The organism is Peribacillus sp. 05N428 (genome assembly GCF_056397085.1).
The window spans coordinates 1-20,583 of the sequence record NZ_JBFTMS010000033.1 but is presented as its reverse complement, the minus strand read 5'-3'; the positions used below and the strand labels follow the sequence as shown (position 1 = coordinate 20,583).

General features: G+C 43.8%; 15 protein-coding genes and 1 other annotated feature. Of the genes, 8 read left to right on the top strand and 7 right to left on the bottom strand.

The window, feature by feature from the left end; translation table 11 throughout:
- The first annotated feature begins 54 nt into the window (after nucleotides 1-54).
- On the top strand, nucleotides 55-690 hold the full coding sequence (locus AC1DIV_RS22795; RefSeq protein WP_034310600.1) for a FusB/FusC family EF-G-binding protein: 636 nt from the start codon (nucleotides 55-57) through the stop codon (nucleotides 688-690).
- A gap of 90 nt (nucleotides 691-780) precedes the next feature.
- Nucleotides 781-1,374: an MEDS domain-containing protein gene (locus tag AC1DIV_RS22790; protein WP_340877852.1), complete on the top strand. Its 594-nt coding sequence runs from the start codon at nucleotides 781-783 to the stop codon at nucleotides 1,372-1,374.
- A gap of 250 nt (nucleotides 1,375-1,624) precedes the next feature.
- Here AC1DIV_RS22790 and gltD read toward each other — a convergent pair whose 3' ends face one another.
- A complete protein-coding gene (gene gltD / locus AC1DIV_RS22785; RefSeq protein WP_340877853.1) occupies nucleotides 1,625-3,106 on the bottom strand; it encodes a glutamate synthase small subunit in 1,482 nt (493 codons plus the stop codon).
- 16 nt (nucleotides 3,107-3,122) lie between these two features.
- Nucleotides 3,123-7,673, bottom strand: a complete 4,551-nt coding sequence (gene gltB, locus AC1DIV_RS22780) for a glutamate synthase large subunit (protein WP_340877854.1) — start codon at nucleotides 7,671-7,673, stop codon at nucleotides 3,123-3,125.
- 133 nt (nucleotides 7,674-7,806) lie between these two features.
- On the opposite strand from gltB, the gene gltC reads away from it, so the two are divergent.
- The 3 genes from gltC to AC1DIV_RS22765 all read left to right on the top strand — a co-directional run bounded on the left by gltC (nucleotide 7,807) and on the right by AC1DIV_RS22765 (nucleotide 10,038).
- On the top strand, nucleotides 7,807-8,709 hold the full coding sequence (gene gltC, locus AC1DIV_RS22775; RefSeq protein WP_063589861.1) for a glutamate biosynthesis transcriptional regulator GltC: 903 nt from the start codon (nucleotides 7,807-7,809) through the stop codon (nucleotides 8,707-8,709).
- Nucleotides 8,710-8,841: 132 nt separating this feature from the next.
- Nucleotides 8,842-9,336: a spore coat protein gene (locus AC1DIV_RS22770; protein WP_048686288.1), complete on the top strand. Its 495-nt coding sequence runs from the start codon at nucleotides 8,842-8,844 to the stop codon at nucleotides 9,334-9,336.
- 129 nt (nucleotides 9,337-9,465) lie between these two features.
- Nucleotides 9,466-10,038: a hypothetical protein gene (locus AC1DIV_RS22765; protein ID WP_340877857.1), complete on the top strand. Its 573-nt coding sequence runs from the start codon at nucleotides 9,466-9,468 to the stop codon at nucleotides 10,036-10,038.
- A 571-nt stretch (nucleotides 10,039-10,609) separates the two neighbouring features.
- On the opposite strand, the gene AC1DIV_RS22760 is transcribed toward AC1DIV_RS22765, so the two are convergent.
- From AC1DIV_RS22760 to AC1DIV_RS22740, 5 genes are all read right to left on the bottom strand, one after another.
- The gene (locus AC1DIV_RS22760; protein WP_340877859.1) at nucleotides 10,610-10,831 is read right to left on the bottom strand and encodes a hypothetical protein; all 222 of its coding nucleotides are present in this window, start codon (nucleotides 10,829-10,831) and stop codon (nucleotides 10,610-10,612) included.
- Between the two features lie 127 nt (nucleotides 10,832-10,958).
- Entirely contained in the window at nucleotides 10,959-14,126 is a 3,168-nt protein-coding gene (locus AC1DIV_RS22755) for an Ig-like domain-containing protein (protein ID WP_477577443.1), read from the bottom strand.
- A gap of 337 nt (nucleotides 14,127-14,463) precedes the next feature.
- Nucleotides 14,464-16,878 (bottom strand): leucine--tRNA ligase, encoded by a 2,415-nt coding sequence (leuS, locus tag AC1DIV_RS22750; protein WP_161922125.1) that lies wholly within the window; start codon nucleotides 16,876-16,878, stop codon nucleotides 14,464-14,466.
- 53 nt (nucleotides 16,879-16,931) lie between these two features.
- Nucleotides 16,932-17,162 (bottom strand) — a binding site (T-box leader).
- Between the two features lie 153 nt (nucleotides 17,163-17,315).
- On the bottom strand, nucleotides 17,316-17,579 hold the full coding sequence (locus tag AC1DIV_RS22745) for a DUF2524 family protein (protein ID WP_034310579.1): 264 nt from the start codon (nucleotides 17,577-17,579) through the stop codon (nucleotides 17,316-17,318).
- A 96-nt stretch (nucleotides 17,580-17,675) separates the two neighbouring features.
- Nucleotides 17,676-18,182, bottom strand: coding sequence for an SMI1/KNR4 family protein (locus AC1DIV_RS22740; protein ID WP_052137365.1), 507 nt, complete (start codon nucleotides 18,180-18,182; stop codon nucleotides 17,676-17,678).
- A 168-nt stretch (nucleotides 18,183-18,350) separates the two neighbouring features.
- Between AC1DIV_RS22740 and mnmL the strand changes: the two genes are divergently transcribed.
- The 3 genes from mnmL to AC1DIV_RS22725 all read left to right on the top strand — a co-directional run bounded on the left by mnmL (nucleotide 18,351) and on the right by AC1DIV_RS22725 (nucleotide 20,411).
- The gene (mnmL, locus tag AC1DIV_RS22735; RefSeq protein WP_048686310.1) at nucleotides 18,351-19,310 is read left to right on the top strand and encodes a tRNA modification radical SAM protein MnmL/YtqA; all 960 of its coding nucleotides are present in this window, start codon (nucleotides 18,351-18,353) and stop codon (nucleotides 19,308-19,310) included.
- Nucleotides 19,307-19,879, top strand: coding sequence for a tRNA 5-(aminomethyl)-2-thiouridylate-methyltransferase MnmM (mnmM, locus tag AC1DIV_RS22730; protein ID WP_252267924.1), 573 nt, complete (start codon nucleotides 19,307-19,309; stop codon nucleotides 19,877-19,879). Before mnmL ends, mnmM begins: the two co-directional genes overlap by 4 nt.
- A 136-nt stretch (nucleotides 19,880-20,015) precedes the next feature.
- Entirely contained in the window at nucleotides 20,016-20,411 is a 396-nt protein-coding gene (locus tag AC1DIV_RS22725; RefSeq protein WP_063595932.1) for a hypothetical protein, read from the top strand.
- Nucleotides 20,412-20,583: the final 172 nt, after the last annotated feature.

Genomic DNA, 20,583 nt, shown 5'->3' with positions numbered 1-20,583 from the left:
AATTTATGTAAAGTAAAGAGAAACGGTACACTTGCAGAAACAGGAGTGAAGAAAATGGAACCTTTTATCAGGAGCGAGCAGTATAACTTCATAAAATCCCAAACACAAATTCTCATAAATGGACACGCGACTGCCAACGATAAGGATGTGATCAACACCCTGAAAACAGTCGCCAAAGAAAGGGTACTAAGCTTATTCAGTGACTTGAGCGAAGAGCAAAAACAACTGCTGGACCCAGTGGATACCATCAAAGATCCCGCACAAGCCGAAGCCTTTCTCTTACAGGTGAAGCCCTTTGTGATCCCATTTAAAGAAGTAACCGAAAAAACGATAAAAAAACTATTTCCTAAAGCAAAGAAATTAAAAACCCCTTTGCTGGAAAACATCGATTTGAGAGAGATTTCATACCTGGGATGGGATGATGTCGGATCCGGAAAGAAATTCATCATTGCCCCCCATCATCATAAACTCACCGGATTGCATGGAACCATTAAACCTGCCAACAAAAAAGGGATCTGTGCCATATGCAGCCGCTTTGAAGAAGTAGGGATGTTCATGTCTGAAACAAAAGGAACCGTCCAAGGGACATTCATTAAAAAAGGGAATTATATTTGTCTGGACAGCATGAAATGCAACCAGAACATAACCACTTTGGATAAAATGACCGACCTGATCGAACGGCTGAAATAAAACGGAAAAGCAATCCTTCAATGGAGAAGGATTGCTTTTTGTCCTTGTTAAAAAAACTCTCATTTTGTCCTGCTATGGGATTCTAGTATAATGGAAGCGATACATGAAAGAAGGATTGATATATTGAAAAGCAAAATGAATCAGTTGTTCGAAGATCAAAAAAATATTCATGTGCTGTATTCCTATAATGAAATGGAAAATTACATTAAACAAGTTTTAAGTTATATCCAAGATGGCATCATGGCGGGAGATTACGTCATTCTTGTTGAAAATGACCGTATTTACCCCATTATTCATAAAGAACTAAGCACTCGGTTAACGAAAGATCAAATGGAGCTCCTTCACTTTGTGAACAACTTCGATTTCTATTGCTCAAGCGGCAGTTACCATCCTCCTGCAATCGAAGAATACTTTAATAAAACGGTACAGCCCTATGTAGATAATAAAATCTCTTTCCGATCATGGGCACATGTGGAATGGGCAACCTTGGAAGAGCCCCTGCATATCATAGAGGAGTTTGAGAGAACAGTAGACAAAGCTGTAAATCTGCTGTCATTTCCATTAATTTGTGCGTACAAAGGTGAAAGGATGCCAGACTACCTGAAAACCATCCTGCTGGAAACACATCCTTATGTTCTAAAAGACGATGATATCATCATCTGTGAACAATACTTGCCCATTTAGCTTGAAATAATACACTTACACGCATAGGAATTCCCCTAAGCGTGTTTTTTCCGTTGCATTTCGTGAATTCGAGGCATTTACTCGTGAGTTTTGTACATTTACTCGTGAGTTTCGGCATTTTACTCGTGAATTCGGCTCTTTTACTCGTGAGTTCGGCGTTTTACTCGAGAATTCGGGGCATTTACTCGCGGGCACATATTTCCCACCACAGAAAAAAAGAAGCGCCATAATGGCACTTCTTTTTTTGAAATTAAGGCAATACGGTTGCGCCCATCAAGTAGCGGTCCACTTCTCTTGCCACTTCTCGGCCTTCATTGATTGCCCAAACGATGAGGCTTTGCCCTCTTCTTGCATCTCCGGCAGCGAAAACCCCTTCGACATTCGTTCTGTATTCGCCATAGACGGCATCAATTTTTTGATTGACTGTTTCTACGCCAAATTGAGTTAATAGCGGCATTTCCGTTCCTTCAAATCCGATTGCGATGAAAACGAATTGTGCAGGCCATACTTTTTCAGTTCCAGGAACTTCCCTGAAAATGTACATTCCGTCATCGCCTTTGATTTTTTCCATGGAGATTGTGTGCAGTTCTTTAACGTTGCCATTTTCATCGGCGACGATTTTTTTTGTTTGGATTGAATATTGACGCGGATCTGCACCAAATTTCGCTTCCGCTTCTTCATACGCATAATCAAGGGAAAAGACATTCGGGTAGGCTGGCCACATATTATCAGATGTACGGGCTGTCGGAAGGATCGGATGCTTCCCGAATTGTACGACGCTCTTACATCCCTGGCGAAGGGCAGTTGCGACACAGTCAGCTCCTGTATCCCCGCCGCCGATTACGATGACGTCCTTCCCCTTCGTGTCTATAAACTTGCCGTCTTCAAAATTGGAATCCAGCAGGCTTTTAGTCGATGTAGTCAAGTAATCCATTGCAAGGTGAATGCCTGATGCCTCACGTCCTTCAATTACCAGGTCACGCTGCTTTTGGGCACCTGTGCAAAGGATGACTGCATCATACTGATCTTTCAGTTCTTCGGCTGTTATATCTTTGCCAACTTCTGTATTGGTAATGAAATCGATGCCTTCCTGGGTCAATAATTTGATTCGGCGTGCAACGATATCCTTTTCAAGTTTCATGTTCGGGATTCCGTATGTCAACAGCCCGCCTGCACGGTCTGAGCGCTCATAAACCGTGACCGAATGACCTGTTTGATTCAACTGGTCGGCACTCGCCAATCCTGCCGGGCCTGAACCGATGATGGCAATTTTCTTGCCGGTCCTGCTTTCAGGGATGCGAGGCGTTATCCAGCCATTTTCAAATCCTTTATCGATGATGGTCCGTTCTATGTTCTTGATGGTAACGGCAGGATCGCTTATCGCTACCGTACAAGACCCTTCACAAGGGGCCGGGCAGACGCGCCCGGTGAATTCAGGGAAATTATTCGTTTTCGATAAACGGTCCAATGCTTCTTTCCATCTGCCGCGGTACACCAAATCATTCCACTCCGGAATAAGATTATGAATCGGACAGCCCGTAGTGACTCGGTTCAATTCCATGCCCATATGGCAGAAAGGGGTAGCGCAGTCCATACACCGCGCTCCCTGTGTACTTAACTTTTCATCAGAGAAAGGAGCTGTATACTCTCTCCAGTCGTTTAAACGAGTGAGAGGATTCCGGTCTTTTGGTTTTTCTCGCGGATAATCCATAAATCCTGTTGCTTTTCCCATCTTTCTCTCCCCTTTCTTACTGCATCACAGCTTGTTTAGTGATTTTTTTATCTTGAACGGCATTTGCTTGGAATGCACTCATGATCGCTTCTTCATCCGTTAGCCCTGCACGCTTCTGCTCATTGATGCTTTTGATCATCCGTTTGTAATCTTTCGGAATGACTTTTACGAATTTCTTGGCGAAATCCTCCCAGTTCTCCAGTACATACGATGCTTTGGCACTTTCTGTATAATGAAGGTGGCTGTAAAGCATTTCTTTTACCTCGTTGGCATCACCCATATCATCAAGCGTCTCGAATTCTATCATTTCACCATTGCATAATGCCTTGAATTCTTCTGCATCATCAGCAAGTACATAAGCGATGCCGCCTGACATGCCTGCCGCAAAGTTTTTGCCGACGTCACCCAGAATGACCACGCGTCCGCCTGTCATATACTCACAGCCATGGTCTCCTATTCCTTCAACGACGACATTGACTCCACTGTTCCGTACGGCAAATCGTTCTCCCGCACGGCCATTAATGTAGGCCTCGCCGCTTGTTGCACCATATAAGGCGATATTTCCGGCAATTACATTGTCCCCGGCCTCGATCTGATTGCCAGAAGGTGCCGTGACAATGATCTTCCCGCCAGATAAGCCTTTCCCAACATAGTCATTCACATCACCAGTCAAATACATCGACATCCCTTTTGGAATGAACGCTCCAAAGCTCTGGCCCGCCGATCCTGTAAAACGAAGTGTAATCGTATCTTCAGGCAACCCTTCCTCACCGTAGCGTTTGGATACTTCACTGCCGACAATCGTTCCGACCACACGGTTCACGTTGGTAATCGGGAAGCTGACATCCACCTGGGTTTGGTCATTTAAAGCAGGCTCCACAACAGGTAAAATCTCACGGATATCCAAAGATTCTTCTATTTTATGGTTTTGAGGAAGTTGATACGTACGAATCCCCTCCGGTTGGAAAAGAAGTGTCGTCAAGTCCAGATGCTTCGCTTTCCAATGGTTTTGCGCCCGCTCGCTCACTTGTAAAACATCAGTGCGGCCGACCATTTCTTCCAGTGTTCTAAAGCCAAGCTCAGCCATCGTTTCCCGGACTTCCTCAGCGATGAAGCGCATGAAATTCACGACATGATCCGCATCTCCAGTGAATTTGCTGCGAAGTTCAGGGTTTTGGGTAGCTACCCCGACAGGACAAGTATCCAAATGGCAAGCACGCATCATGACACAGCCTAGGACCACAAGCGGTGCTGTAGCAAAGCCGAATTCTTCCGCTCCAAGGATAGCTGCCATGACCACATCGCGTCCCGTCATTAACTTCCCATCCGTTTCAAGGACAACACGGCTGCGCAGGCCATTCAGCATCAATGTTTGGTGTGCTTCGGCAAGACCCAGCTCCCAAGGAAGACCAGTATGTTTGATACTCGTTTTTGGTGATGCACCCGTACCGCCATCGTACCCGCTGATAACGATGACATCTGCGGCTCCTTTGGCCACGCCGGCTGCAATCGTGCCTACGCCTGCTTTTGACACAAGCTTGACGCTGATCCTGGCATCACGGTTCGCATTTTTCAAATCATGGATCAGCTGTGCCAAATCTTCAATCGAATAGATATCGTGATGCGGAGGCGGTGAAATCAGGCCGACACCCGGTGTGGAACCGCGGACCTCTGCAACCCAAGGATATACTTTGTTCCCGGGCAGCTGGCCGCCTTCACCCGGCTTAGCACCTTGCGCCATTTTGATTTGAAGTTCATCGGCATTAACAAGGTAATGGCTTTTCACTCCAAAACGGCCGGACGCAATTTGTTTAATACCGCTGCGGCGATTATCGCCGTTTTCATCAAGTTGGTAACGGCTAGGGTGCTCCCCGCCTTCACCGCTATTGCTTTTTCCGCCTAAACGGTTCATCGCAATCGCTAATGTTTCATGTGCTTCCTGACTCAATGAACCGAATGACATCGCACCCGTTTTGAATCGGCTGACGATGGATTCCACGGATTCCACTTCATCTATTGAAATGCTTTGGCGTTTTTGATCGAACGAGAATAAATTCCGTAAAAACCCGAGTCTCTCTTCATTCGCCAAGTTTGAATATTGCTTAAATAAATTATAATCGCCTTTCCGGCACGCCCATTGCAATGTATGGATCGTTTTAGGATTGAAAGCATGATGTTCCCCTGTTTTTCTCCATTGAAAGTCACTTCCGCTTTCAAGCGTTTCATCAAGGGAATCGGCTGCAGCTTTCCTATGGCGAATCAACGCTTCATCTGCGATCGTTACCAAATCGATCCCACTAAGCTGCGATGCCGTACCGCTGAAATAGCGTTCGATCACATCAGCACCGATTCCGACCGCTTCGAAAATTTGTGCGCCGCGATAACTTTGAATCGTTGAAATCCCCATTTTCGACATCACTTTTACGATGCCTTCTGTCACAGAGCTTACATATTTCCTTACCGTTTCTTCGTAGCTGGTGGCCAAACTGCCTTCCAATACCGCCTGCTTATATGTTTCATAGGCAAGATACGGGTAAATCGCATCCACTCCATACCCGATTAGGGATGCATAATGATGGACTTCCCTTGCTTCCCCCGATTCAACGATAATGCTCACCTTCGTACGGTTACCATGGCGGATCAGCTCTTGATGAAGGGCGCTCGCAGCCAGCAGGGAAGGAATCGCAGCTTTTTCTTTGCTCATATCCTTGTCAGATAATATCAAAAGGCTGACACCATCAGCGATCGCTTGTTCCGCTTCACGGCAGATGCGATCGAGTCCACTCTCTAAATCTTCTGAAAATAAAGTGTGAATGACTTTGCTCCTGAATTCAGGATAGGCATTTTCTTTCAACTGCTGCATTTGACCTGGCGTCAAAACAGGTGAATCCAATTGAATGCGGCGGCTGTTCGTTTCATCCGGCTTCAGCAAATCTCCTTCCGCACCGAGAAATGTCATCGTTGACGTGACGATCTGTTCACGCAGCGAATCGATCGGCGGGTTGGTTACCTGTGCAAAAGATTGTTTGAAATAGTTGAAAAGCGATTGCGGGCGATCTGATAAGACCGCTAACGGAATGTCATTGCCCATGCTGCCCAGTGGATCTTTACCTTCGTTAATGACCGGCAGTAAATACTTTTGGACATCTTCATACGTGTATCCGAACGCTTTTTGCCTGAATAATAAATCACTCAAAGGCTCCCCTTCGAGGACAGGTTCTTCGTCACTTAATTGAACAAGCTGTTCGTCCAGCCATTGCTGGTATGGATTTTCCTGCGCCATTTCCGACTTGATCTCTTCATCGGAAACAATACGGCCTTCCTCTAAATCTATTAAAAGCATTCTGCCTGGGCTTAAACGATCTTTATATAATACATTCTCCGGCTCCACATCGATCACGCCGACTTCAGAGGAGAAAATGATGTAATCATCTTTTGTTACATAATACCTTGCCGGCCTTAAACCATTTCGATCAAGGATGGCGCCGATTTGCTTGCCATTCGTAAAGGATATGGCCGTCGGTCCATCCCATGGCTCCATGAGCATGCTATGATATTCGTAAAATGCTTTCTTTTCCTTCGTCATATGCGGATTTTCCGTCCACGGTTCAGGAATGAGCATCATCGCCGCATGTGCCGGTTTACGCCCGGCAAGCACGAAGAATTCAAGTGCATTATCAAGAATCGAGGAATCACTGCCGTCTATATCCAGAATAGGCAGGACCTTTTGCAGGTCATCCCCGAATGCTTCCGAAACAAACTGCTGCTCACGCGCTTTCATCCAATTCACATTACCTCTAAGCGTATTGATTTCACCATTATGGATCAGGTAACGGTTTGGATGTGCCCGTTCCCAGCTAGGAAAAGTATTCGTACTGAAGCGGGAATGCACTAAAGCGAAAGCGGAAACGAAAGACTCCTGTTGGAGATCAAGATAAAAAGCATCCACCTGCTCTGGCGTCAACAATCCTTTGTATACGATCGTAGCACTTGAAAGGCTGGCAAAATAAAAACGATTGCCGCGTTCCCGGGCCCAGTTTTCAGCTTGTTTTCTAATAACGAACAATTTACGCTCAAAAGCTAAATCATCGGTCATCTCTACGCTTGCCCCGATGAATACTTGGCGGATCGTCGGACATGTCTCCTTGCCGACCTCCCCGATTTTCGTTGCATCAACAGGAACCGTTCTCCAGCCTAATAACGTTTGGCCCTCTTGTTCGATAAATGCATTCAAACGAGCTTCGATTTCATTCCGTTCATCATCATTGTTAGAGAAAAAGAGCATGCCTACACCATAGCGTCCTTTTGCCGGCAAATTCATTTCCGGGCATGCCAGCCTGAAATATTCATCAGGAATCTGTACCATTAATCCTGCGCCATCTCCTGTAAGGGGATCGCTGCCTTGTCCGCCGCGATGATCTAATTGGCACAGCATATTCAGTCCTTGTTTGACGATGTCATGTGTAGCAAGCCCTTTTAAATGAGCGTATAAACCGATCCCACATGCATCATGTTCAAATTCAGGATGGTAGAGCCCTCGTGCTTTTGGTATTTGATTGTATGTCATATTAATCGCCCCCATCGTATTCTTACACCGTTATGTCACTTACATTTATTCTAGGTTTTCAAATCGATATAAACAATATATAATTCTAGTAGAATCCATCTCAATTTGAGATGAATGGCAGGAGGATGAATAAATGGAACTACGACAATTACGTTATTTTGTTGAAGTCGCCGAGAGGGAACACGTCTCAGAAGCCGCAGAACACCTGCATATCGCACAATCAGCAATCAGCCGGCAAATCTCCAGACTGGAAGATGAGCTTGGCGTACTTTTATTCGAGAAAATCGGCCGGAATATCCAGTTAACCCCAATTGGTAAAATTTTCTTGATCCATGCCAAAACGGCGATACAGGCGATTGAATATGCCAAATATCAAATTGAGGAGTTTTTGGACCCTGAACACGGAAGCATTAAAATCGGGTTCCCGACGAGCCTCTCCACCCATTTACTGCCTACCGTCATTTCCGCTTTTAAAGATGAGCAGCCGAATATCGGCTTCCACTTAAGACAGGGATCTTATTCCTCTTTAAAGGAAGCTGTCAAAAATCGCGAAATCGGATTAGCCTTCCTTGGACCGATCCCGACAAACGATCCAGATATCGAGGGTCATATCCTATTCACGGAAAACATATCCGCTTTATTGCCAATCACTCACCCATTGGCTGATAGGAAGAGTGTGCGCCTAAGTGATTTAAGAAATGATCCCTTCGTCTTGTTTCCAAAAGGATATATCTTTCACACTATCGCTCTCGAAGCGTGCAAAGCAGCCGGTTTCACACCGAACATCGCCTCGGAAGGTGAAGACATGGATTCCATAAAAGGGCTCGTTTCTGCCGGAATCGGAGTCAGTCTGCTCCCTGACAGTACCTTTTATGAAGTCATTCCAAGACTCACTGTCAAGATCCCGATCGATACACCCGAAGTCAAACGGACGGTCGGCATCATCACTCCTAAAAACAGGGACTTGGCTCCATCAGAAAAACTTTTTTACCAATTTGCCAAAAAGTTCTTCTCTGTTCTCGAACAATATCAATAAAACATGGCCTTCAAAACTGTTAATGGAAATTGAAGATGGGACAGATCTTCCCATAAATATTTCACTAGACAACTTACCTATAGCCCACTGAACGAATAATGTATCAAGATTATTCGTTCAGGAGGAATTTACATGCAACCCACCCATTCACATCTTGCTTGGCATGAAACACTCGAGCTTCATGAGTTGGTCGCCGCCCAGTCCAATGCCCTTATGAAATTCAAAAAAGCCTATCCAAAAATAAAAGACCCCATTCTAAAAACGATATATAAGCAAACGATCGACACCCTTACCCAAAACATCATGGAGCTGCTGCAATTTTACCCGTTGACGCCTAAAACAGGTAGGGACGACGATGTATCAAGGGATGACGCATCGGCCGCCGCTGCCGGGGAATTGCTGGGCTTTGCCAAATCATCTATCAAAAATTACGCAATGGCGATTACGGAAACAGCCACCCCTTCCCTTCGAAAGGTATTTAAGAAACATTTAAATGGAGCCATCGATACCCATGCCAAGATATTCAACTACCTTTATGAAAGAAACCTCTATCCTGCTTACGATTTGAACCAATTGCTTCAAAATGACGTCGATGTTGCCAATAAGGCTCTTTCCCAACCTTTCTAAATGCGAAAAAAGGCAAGCATACCGATTGCTTGCCTTTTTTGCCGCGTTCCGATTCCGTTTTTCATTATAATGTTATAATATATAAGAATTGGATTTAATTAGGTTATTAGTGTTCAAGGGGTGAAAATCATGAAAAAGATCTATTTATCCATCATCCTATCCCTGCTCTCCTTTTCTTTAGTTGCTTGTAAGGCCGATGATCAAAAATCCGAGAATATCCTTTCAGTTCCAGAGCTGACAGCAAGGGAGAAAGCCATCCTCGAGAATTCAAGTGAACATTCCTTTCTTATCGATTTCAGTGTGGATGATACATACAAGGAGATGTCCGTCTGGGTCGAAAAATATGAATTTGGCAAACTTGTCGAACCTGAAATGGGACGCATGACAACGGGGATTGAAAAGAATGGGACAATCATCTTTACGACATCGAAAACGGATGATGATCAAAAACGATCGATGTTCAACGTCAGCATTCAAAACCATGATGGTACGGATACGTTTACTTATCCTGAAAAAATCGAAAAGAAGGATGCCAGCGTATCGGGCAGTCCAGATAAAATCGTTATAAAGAAAGATAACAAGCCAGTATTGGCGAGCATTTGTTATTCAAGCAATCAGGAAGGCATACATTCACTTCCCACTGATTTTCATGGCGATAGTGATAGCCATATGGACGAGTTGAAGGAATACGATGTGGTCTAACTTCTAAGAAGTGAATTTACTAAATGAGCTGACAAATGCAGGGGCAAGTTTGTTTTAACACGATACTATTGCAAAAGTTGAACGTTAAACCCTATGAATTCTAGAAAGTAAATGAGGCATTTGAAGAATCAAAAAATGTTTGTCATCTAATGGTTAAAGATGAAAAAAAACATTGGATGACTGATTTTGCTCATTTGATAGTTGAGTCAGTCCAAGTTATAGGATGGTAGTAAATTTTTCTACATTTTAAAAAGGGGTTGAAGGAAGAGGTATTTGGGTGTAATCTTTAAAAATAATAAAACGGAAAGAAGATCATTAATTTGAAGAAAATCATCCTCCTCTTTGCAGCAGTAGTCATTGCGAGCTCTCTCGGACATCAAATAACCGGTGGATATATGGACCCTCGAAAATCCCGCCCTCGGTATATACATTTGAAATAAGGAATCCGCTTTTGCGCTTGATTCCTTATCATTTCGGAAGTAAATAAATATTATCATTTTAAGAAACGATCATGGAATTTGAATCTAAGAAAACTTATCACTCAATTAAGCTGGTATTAAATCACCTTAAATTACTCAGTCCTCATTATTTCTCTCTCCAATACCAGATCACCTTCATTCGATATGTAACCATCTTTTCCCGTTTTATCGATATATACGTTATAGCCCTTTTTAAGTTCGATCACGATTGGCTTTTTCACTTTTTCGTCGATATCCCATTGAATCGTTTGCAAGCGAACGGCGAGTATGTGAAGTTTCATAATTAAAATGGGACATGCCAAATCTGACATCATGAAGAAAATGCACATGACAAATCATTTTCTAGCATCACAGCTCGGAAAAAGGCACGCTCATAGCAAAAACACCGCGCTCACAAAAAAAGGCCGTTTAACATGTAGTTAAACGGCCTTCACCTACTATTTATTTAGATTTTTTAACGGTTACTTTTGCTGCTTTTCCTGTATTGCCCGCTTTGTCTTTTGCTGAGACGTATAATGCGGAGCCTGCTTTTTTCTTGCTGATTTTGATGGAGAAGTTCCCCTTACTATCAGCTTTTGCCGTTCCGATGTTTTTATTGCTGTACTTCACGGTAACGGTTGAACCGATTTCCGCTTTACCTGTTACTTTTGTTGCTTTATCGTTTACTTCATTCACTTTCGGTGTACCTGGAGCGGTTTTATCTTTAACCGTTACTTTTGCTGCTTTTCCTGTATTGCCCGCTTTGTCTTTTGCTGAGACGTATAATGCGGAGCCAGCTTTTTTCTTGCTGATTTTAATGGAGAAGTTCCCCTTACTATCAGCTTTTGCCGTTCCGATGTTTTTATTGCTGTGCTTCACGGTAACGGTTGAACCGATTTCCGCTTTACCAGTTACTGAAGTAGCTTTATCGCTTACTTCATTCACTTTCGGTGCATCCGGGGCGGTTTTATCGAGAACAGTCACGGTTGCCGCCTTGCTTTCACGTTTTGCTAAGTCCGTAGCCGTGACTGAAAGTTTAGTTCCGGCCTTTTGCTTGCTGATTTTCACTTTGAAATTCCCTTTGCTGTCCGTGTTACCTGAACCAATCACTTTTTTGGCACTATTTTTGATCGAGATTTTCATGTCCGCTTGCGATTGACCCGTTACATACGTATCTTTGTCGCTTAAAGCTTTGACAGTTGGCTTGTTAGGGGTTGCACCCTTATTCACGAATACTTTGATTGAAGATACTGCTAGTTTGGAAGAATCAGAGATATTCACAGTAAGCAGCTGCTCAGCTTTTTGGACCGGAATCGTAACGCTGAACGTTCCGTTGGCTGACGCCGTTCCTTTACCGAGTGTTTTGCTTCCGCTTTTCACTTCGATCACTGACCCTTTTTTAGCTGAACCAGTCAGTTTTGTTTGCGTATCCATCACAAGATTGACTTTAGCATTCAAGTCCACTGCACTAAGTGCACTGTACGCATTCAATCTTCCGTATCCAGAGACTAAATCTTTTCCGACAGGAAGTTCTTCTTCCGGTATGATGATTTCGCCATCTTCCGGTACATAGTCCTCATAAGGGTCTACATTATCTTCTTCTTCAAAAGCGACATATTCCGATGTCTCATGAAGGATTTCCCTTACTTCATTCACTTTCAACCCAGGGTTTCCGGATAATAATAAGGCTGTAGCTGCCGCAACATGGGGAGCTGCCATTGATGTACCATCCATGTAAGTAACATTCCCGTTAGGCACAAGGCTTGGGATGGCTGTCCCTGGTGCGACCATGTCCAACTTCGATCCATAATTGGAATAATCGGATACTAAATCAAGGGCATTAGTTGCACCGACGGATATGGCGTATTTTGATGATGCAGGATAAGAAAGACCTTCCATCCCATCATTACCGCTTGCCACGACAACCATTACATTCTTGGCAGCGGCATGTTTCAAGGCATATTCGATCGTCCTGCTATATTCTCCGCCCAAGCTAAGGTTTATGACCTTTGCACCATGATCCACGGCATATTTAATGCCTAGTGCAATTTTCTCATTGTCTCCAAATCCTGAAGAGTCCAAGACCTTCACAGGCATGATTTTAGCTGCCGGATTGATTCCTTGCATGGAATAACCGTTATCTGCTTTGGCAGCGATGATTCCGGATACATGTGTACCATGGCCATTGTCATCGATTGCTTTTTCTTTCTTATCGATGAAATTCTTACCTGACTCCATTTCAACGACACTCTGTAGATCCGCAAGTGAATCATCGACACCTGTGTCGATAACCGCTACCAACGTATCTTTTAAATTGCGTTTCTTAATAAGGTTCTGCAGTTTTTCGTTATCGATGTCCGCTCCCTTTACGCCTTCTTCCCCACCGGCGTTATTCAAAGACCATTGATACGGTGATTGAATGTCGGCAGAAAGTGCTTTGTACGTTTTTACCGCTTCGATATATTCCACTTCTGGAAGTTTTTCGATACCGGATAGAGCTGCTGTGCTCATTTTAGCTTGGTTCTTTAACTCGACGACATACATATCATCATACAGAACCTCTTGTTGCTTAGGTGCCGATAATGTTCCATATCCTTTTCCGCTTATCTTGGATTGGACAGCGCTTAATGACTTCCCAGGTTTAAGTTTGACGATATATTTGTTCTTTACATTTTTCGAAGCAGGAAGTTCGATTCCCGCTTTGCTTGCGATATCGACGATCCTCTCACCTGCAAGCTTATCAAGATTGATTTTCTTTGCAATGGCGTCCATATCCTTTTTCAATCCGGCCGGAGCAACATCTGCCGACTTTTTGAATAAGGCCTTGATCGCTTCTTGCTGCTTGTTGCTAATGACTGCCGTACTGCTTGCTCCATTTTCATTAAGATCCTCGATAAGGGGCTTAATCTCGACTAAGTGATTATAAACGGCTTCCCTTGCCGTTTTATTACCTGCCAGATGGAGGGCCAGGAATGGCGAAGCTTTATAATATAAAGAGGAAAGGGTACGTCCCTCAGACGACTTCGTGAGAACTTCATCTCTAAACACGCGGAGTGTTTTCAACATGGATTCTCCTGTTTTCTTATCGTTTACACTGACTTCAACCGGGCAAGATTCAAGCTCCTCCCCTTCGTCCCCGGCAGATGGCGGCAATGTTACTGAATGCGCATTGATGGAATATTCAGCTACATTTTCCGCATCCGGGATGGGATTTCCCTCATCATCCGTATCGCCGAAATATTCAACTTTAACATAATATGTGCCTTCCCAAGCATATGGGAAATCGACTACAGCTTTTTCATCAGGATAAGAAGAGATAATATAATTGCTCTCATCTTTTTCTGCTTTTTCTTTATCTTGATATACGGAGATATTCAAGATTTTGTCCGAATTGACTTCGAACTCAATATGGGAGAACTTTTGTACTTCTTCTGTTGTGGGACTGATTTGGTACCATTGAACATCCGGTTTTTCAAACTTTCCGTCCAGAGTGTCCCCATTTTTAATCGTTTTTACATTTTCAATGGGTGTTGCAGCTGCTGCTTGAGAATTCAGTGGAACCATCAAGCTGAAAATCAGTGCAAAAATTAGTGCAAACGCCGTAATTCGACTCACATTCTTAAATTTCACGGTTTTCCCTCCAATAATTGGTTAAAAAAATATAGTACTATACCAAACTATCACACTGTAAAATTTTATCAACCAATTTTTTTCCCTTTTTTATGTCAAATGCTTGATTTATTAGGCCAAAGAGCTGAAAAATGATTCGCATGAACCAATTAAGCAAGTTATTTACGTTCCGATTTCCTCTCATGACGATAGTAGATGTCCATTTGGCAGATTGATCGCTAATAGAGTTAAATCGGTGAGTATCCTAACATGACCTTTTTCCTATGGTCAGCCACTACCACGAAAAAAAGCTGTCCCAGCAGTATAAATATGCGGGACAGCTTCCAATCATTTTTATTTAGTTTGCGACGATATTGACTAATTTACCTGGTACGGCAATCACTTTACGAACGGTTTTCCCATCGATTTGTTCTTTGATGGAATCATCACCCATCGCGATTTCTTCCAGTTTTTCTCTCGTAGTGTCAGTCGGCACCATTAATTTCGCTTTGACTTTTCCGTTGATTTGGATGACGATTTCGACTTCGTTATCCACTAACTTCGCTTCGTCGAAAGCCGGCCATGTTCCGTACGTGATACTCTCGGAATGGCCCAGTTTAGACCAAAGCTCCTCGGCGATATGCGGTGCAACTGGTGCAAGCAGCTTTACGAAGCCTTCGATATACACCTTAGGAAGCGAATCCGCTTTATAAGCATCATTAATGAATACCATCAATTGTGAAATCGCCGTATTGAATTTCAATTCCTCATAGTTCTCGGTCACTTTTTTAACCGTTTGATGATAGACTTTTTCGAGCTTGCCCGTGTCATCCGTCTCTGTCATCTTATCTGTGATCGTCCCGTCATCGTTGACTAATAAACGCCAGATACGGTCAAGGAATCTGCGAGAACCGTCCAATCCGTTTGTGGACCAGGCAATCGAAGCATCCAATGGCCCCATGAACATTTCGTACATGCGAAGTGTATCGGCACCATGGCTTTCCACGATATCATCCGGATTCACGACGTTCCCTTTGGATTTACTCATTTTTTCATTATTCTCACCAAGGATCATTCCTTGGTTAAATAGGTTCTGGAACGGTTCCTTCGTTGGCACGACACCGATATCGTACAGGAATTTATGCCAGAAACGAGCGTAAAGCAAGTGAAGCACCGCATGCTCAGCGCCGCCAATATAAATGTCGACCGGCATCCATTCTTTTAATTTCTCAGGATCGGCAAGTGCTTCTTTGTTATCCGGATCGATATAACGAAGGAAGTACCAGCTGCTTCCTGCCCACTGTGGCATCGTATTCGTCTCACGGCGTCCTTTTCGTCCGTTTTCATCCGTTACATTCACCCATTCCGATATGTTCGCAAGTGGTGATTCGCCTGTACCCGAAGGCTTGATGTCCGTAGTTTTCGGTAAAATCAATGGAAGTTCTTCTTCCTTCACTGGAGACATCGTGCCGTCTTCCCAATGGATGATTGGAATCGGTTCACCCCAGTAACGCTGACGGCTGAACAACCAGTCGCGAAGGCGGTATGTTATTTTCTTCGTGCCGATTTCTTTTTCTTCCAGCCATTTGATCATTGTCGAAATGGCTTCTTCCTTATTCAACCCATCAAGGAATTCCGAATTCACATGAAGTCCATCGCCTGTATATGCTTCACTTGTTACGTCTCCGCCAGCTACGACTTCCTTGATCGGCAAGTCGAACTTTACTGCGAATTCATAATCTCGCTCATCATGGGCAGGAACGGCCATGATTGCTCCTGTTCCGTAGCTGATCAACACATAATCGGCAATCCAGATCGGCATTTTTTCGCCGTTTACCGGGTTAATCGCATAAGCCCCCGTGAACACGCCTGATTTATCCTTTGCCAAGTCTGTTCTTTCCAAGTCGCTTTTATGTTTCACTTCATCTAAATAGGCTTCAACTGCCGCACTTTGATCAGCTGTCGTAATTTTATCGACAAACGGATGTTCAGGTGCCAATACGGCATATGTTGCACCGAATAACGTATCCGGACGAGTCGTGAACACCGTGAATGTTTCATCAAAGCCATCGATATTGAATGTAACCTCCGCTCCCTCGGAACGGCCAATCCAGTTACGCTGCATATCCTTGATGTTTTCCGGCCAATCCACATCATTAAGATCGTCGATTAAACGATCAGCATACGCCGTGATGCGAAGCATCCACTGTTTCATTGGGCGGCGCTCAACAGGATGGCCTCCACGCTCACTTTTCCCATCGATGACTTCTTCATTCGCCAATACCGTGCCAAGTGCAGGACACCAGTTAACGGCCACTTCATCAATATAGGCAAGACCCTTTTCATATAATTTCAAGAAGATCCATTGCGTCCATTTGTAATAGTCGGGATCTGTCGTGTTTATTTCACGATCCCAGTCATAAGAAAAACCAAGGGCTTTGATTTGGCGGCGGAACGTATTGATGTTGTGCTCCGTGAATTCAGCTGGATCATTTCCCGTATCGATCGCATATTGCTCTGCCGGAAGTCCAAAAGCGTCCCAGCCGATCGGATGCAATACATTATACCCCTGTGCCCGTTTCATCCGTGCCAGGATGTCGCTTGCCGTATAACCTTCCGGGTGCCCGACATGAAGACCAGCCCCTGAAGGATAAGGGAACATATCCAGCGCGTAGAATTTGCGTTTGCCGCTTTCTTCACCCGTTTTGAATGTCTTATTGCCTTCCCAATACTTTTGCCATTTCGTTTCTATGCTTCTATGGTCAAAACTCATATGATTTCCTCCTAATTTCCGTATAAAAAACAATAAAAAACCCCTCATCCCAAAATAGGGACGAGAGGATTATGTATATCTTCCCGCGGTACCACCCACATTGGCGATAGCTAAAATCCGCCCAGCTTAAAACATCCGTAACATGGATTAAAACGCCAGGCATTACTTATTAATTCACACCCGGGACTCCAAGGCGAGTTCGCGACCGTCCCAGGTTGACTTGCACCATCCGTCAACTCTCTTTACTGGTTTAAACCGCTACTATTCCTCATCATAGTCTTTATGAGAATATTGATTTTATTTCATTCTAGTCAATTTCACCGATAATTGCAATAGCCGTACATAAACATTATCGACAGGTTTTTCATTATATATGCGAATTCAGGAAAATTCGTGCAAAAAAGGGAGCTATTCATTCATAGCTCCCCTGCTTCCATTTAATGTCGCAGTAAAATCATTTCATTCCTCAATTCGTTCAACTGCTGCTTCATCCGCGAAAGCATTTCCCGTTGCTGGTCATTCGAACTGGCATACAATCGTTCCATATCCGTCAAAGCCTCTTCGATATACCTTTGCGAATTTTGAAATTGTTCATCATCATAATGCTCCTGCCGTGAGGCCTCGTTAAATTCAAACTCTGCAAAATGGAGAGCCCCTTCACATTGCTCTAAAAAATGATCGACGGATTGTCTGGTTGCCATTTCAAACCCTCTCCTTCGCGTCTCATTTGGATGATACGGAATCATCTTTTCTAGTTTGAGCAAATAACGGGAGGATTATCATTTTTTTTTGAGCAATCAACCTTTATCCCAAAACTTCTCACCTTGATGGGAAATGAACTGCTCGATCCATTCGGCAAAGCCCATATGGAGCTTCTCGCCTTCTTCAAAATCATCGATATGGCCTTTTACCATTAAATACTCCTTATCGCCTTTGGCGACGGCTTCCCCATCGATCACAATATTATCTTGATAAATGCAGGCCACTTTATAGCATCCCTCGTAGGAATTTTCATATGTGTAATTAATAATATCATCCAAGCTGTATAAATCGTTTTCCCCGCCTGATTCCACATTATCGAACAGACGGCATCCATTGGTTATTTTTAAAAACTCCTTATAATCCTCAGGCAGAAGCAGTCCGGTTTTCTTTTCAAAGGAATGAATTTGTTCATCCGAAGCAGGTGAATTGAAGGTGCAAGTGGCTTTGTATGTGAACCCATCTTCATTTACTTCGATCACCTGATTATTTTCGGCTAATTTCTTTTTCATTTGTTTGATCGCTTCTTCAACTTGACCGGTCATGTCCATCAGCTCCCGATTGGATATAGTCATTCAAAGATAAACTGGAAATAGCAGCAAAATATTTAGCCTTCAAGTATACAGTATACGCTTATTTTTCAAAAAAAGACCTAGCTGCGAGAATGTTGTATAATATATGTTGCGCTTTATTTTATTTAGGAGGTTGCTGATTTGAATCAAGCAAACCCGTTTATATATGCAACGGACAACAAACGATATCATACATGGAATTACCACCTGAGAGAACATTTTGGACATAAGGTCTTTAAAGTTGCCCTGGATGGCGGTTTTGACTGTCCGAACCGTGATGGCACCGTCGCACATGGCGGCTGTACCTTCTGCAGTGCCTCAGGCTCTGGTGACTTCGCTGGCAGCAGGGTTGAACCCTTGGACGTCCAGTTTAAGAAAATCAGCGAACGGATGCACCATAAATGGAAAGATGGAAAATATATGGCCTATTTCCAAGCATTCACGAATACGCATGCACCCGTGGCAGAGCTTCGCGAGAAATATGAAAGTGTATTGACCCAGGAAGGTGTCGTCGGACTCTCCATCGCGACACGCCCGGATTGCCTTCCAGATGATGTAGTCGAGTATTTAGCGGAATTGAACGAACGCACTTACCTTTGGGTCGAGCTGGGTCTCCAGACGGTCCATGAAAAGACCGCAACGATGATCAACCGCGCCCATGACTTCGATTGCTACAAAGAAGGCGTCGATAAACTGCGCAAACATGGCATCCGCGTCTGCTCCCATATCATCAATGGCCTTCCTCAGGAAGATTACGGCATGATGATGGAAACAGCCCGTGAAGTCGCCAAACTCGATGTGCAGGGGATAAAGATCCATTTACTTCATCTATTAAAAGGGACACCGATGGTCAAACAATATGAAAAAGGCCTGCTCGAGTTTCTTGACCGTGACGATTATGTCAGCCTTGTATGTGACCAGCTGGAAATAATCCCTCCAGAAATGATCGTTCATCGCATTACGGGTGACGGTCCGATCGATTTGATGATCGGTCCAATGTGGAGCGTCAATAAATGGGATGTCCTGAATGCCATTGACGCCGAACTGAAACGCCGCAACAGCTGGCAGGGGAAAAATCATCACATGGAGGTACAATCATGAAGCTAGATCGAATTTTGCCTTTCGCCAGGATTCTGCTGGAAAAAGCGGTCCGCCCCGGGGATATAACCATAGATGGCACGATGGGCAACGGCTTTGATACCGTCTTTCTTGCAGGACTTACAGGTGCAGACGGACATGTCTATAGTTTTGATATTCAGAAAGAAGCGATCGAAGCCACAGCGGCAAAACTGAACGCCGAGAATTTACAAAAGCGCTGCACTCTCATTCACGCTGGGCATGAACATTTAAGCAAATATATCAAGAAAGAACATTCCGGAAAGGTCACAGGTGCCATCTTCAACCTGGGCTACCTACCTGGCGGAGACAAATCAATCATCACCCAAGCCGAGACGACGATATCAGCCATTGAACAGTTGTTCGAACTGCTGGCGCCTGAAGGGATCATCATCCTCGTCATTTACCATGGTCATCCAGGAGGATCGGCAGAACGGGATGCATTGATGGATTATGTAGAGAACTTCCCTCAACAGAAAGCCCATATCCTGAGATACGGGTTCATCAACCAAGCAAACAATCCGCCATTCATTGTCGCGATTGAAAAGAGATGATAAATCCGACACCGTTCGATACGAACGGTGTTTTTTCAATCCCAGCTCGCAGGCAGCAGAATTACCAATCATAACTTTTTGAATTTTTCGTCTAAAATGATTATAATGATAGAAAATAGATAAGAGGGTGCAGAAAATGGAACATTTGCCTACTTCATTACTGACCGATATATTGACTGAAAAAATCAAAAGGGATTCAAGTGAGCAATACGGGGATTTTGTCAGCTCGCTCAACTCTTTGACAGAAGAACAAAAAACCATGGAGGACCTCAAACAATTTGACCATCATTTTGATAAGTTCCTGCCACAGCTCGATTTAATGATTTCCACCCAAAACCATGAAGCGATCATGAATATGAAAGCGACGCTTTTGGACCTATTCGCCAATGACTTGACCTTCAAATCCATTTATCTCCTATCCACTGCATTATCCAACAAAAAGGAACTTACTCATTTGAACCAATTTATGTATCCGGTTACTTTCTGGGCACCGGTCATCAAGTCGAACGAATTGCTTAAAAACGCAGGCTGATCCAAAAAAACTGCCGAAGTCAATGAACTGCCCCGTAAATGTTAGACACCAAACTAACATTTACGGGGTGTTTTTTATGGCTAATTTTTCTGCCGAACAGAAAATATTCATTGTACGACTTTACCTTGAAGGAAAGCACAGCTATATGGATCTTCAGAAAATATTTGAAGTT

What these genes read in the sequence shown, in the direction of transcription:
- AC1DIV_RS22795 (WP_034310600.1), top strand. Translation starts at nt 55, where the DNA reads ATGGAACCTTTTATCAGGAGCGAGCAGTATAACTTCATAAAATCCCAA.
- AC1DIV_RS22790 (WP_340877852.1), top strand. Translation starts at nt 781, where the DNA reads ATGGAAGCGATACATGAAAGAAGGATTGATATATTGAAAAGCAAAATG.
- gltD (WP_340877853.1), bottom strand. Translation starts at nt 3,106, where the DNA reads ATGGGAAAAGCAACAGGATTTATGGATTATCCGCGAGAAAAACCAAAA.
- gltB (WP_340877854.1), bottom strand. Translation starts at nt 7,673, where the DNA reads ATGACATACAATCAAATACCAAAAGCACGAGGGCTCTACCATCCTGAA.
- gltC (WP_063589861.1), top strand. Translation starts at nt 7,807, where the DNA reads ATGGAACTACGACAATTACGTTATTTTGTTGAAGTCGCCGAGAGGGAA.
- AC1DIV_RS22770 (WP_048686288.1), top strand. Translation starts at nt 8,842, where the DNA reads ATGCAACCCACCCATTCACATCTTGCTTGGCATGAAACACTCGAGCTT.
- AC1DIV_RS22765 (WP_340877857.1), top strand. Translation starts at nt 9,466, where the DNA reads ATGAAAAAGATCTATTTATCCATCATCCTATCCCTGCTCTCCTTTTCT.
- AC1DIV_RS22760 (WP_340877859.1), bottom strand. Translation starts at nt 10,831, where the DNA reads ATGATGTCAGATTTGGCATGTCCCATTTTAATTATGAAACTTCACATA.
- leuS (WP_161922125.1), bottom strand. Translation starts at nt 16,878, where the DNA reads ATGAGTTTTGACCATAGAAGCATAGAAACGAAATGGCAAAAGTATTGG.
- AC1DIV_RS22745 (WP_034310579.1), bottom strand. Translation starts at nt 17,579, where the DNA reads ATGGCAACCAGACAATCCGTCGATCATTTTTTAGAGCAATGTGAAGGG.
- AC1DIV_RS22740 (WP_052137365.1), bottom strand. Translation starts at nt 18,182, where the DNA reads ATGACCGGTCAAGTTGAAGAAGCGATCAAACAAATGAAAAAGAAATTA.
- mnmM (WP_252267924.1), top strand. Translation starts at nt 19,307, where the DNA reads ATGAAGCTAGATCGAATTTTGCCTTTCGCCAGGATTCTGCTGGAAAAA.
- AC1DIV_RS22725 (WP_063595932.1), top strand. Translation starts at nt 20,016, where the DNA reads ATGGAACATTTGCCTACTTCATTACTGACCGATATATTGACTGAAAAA.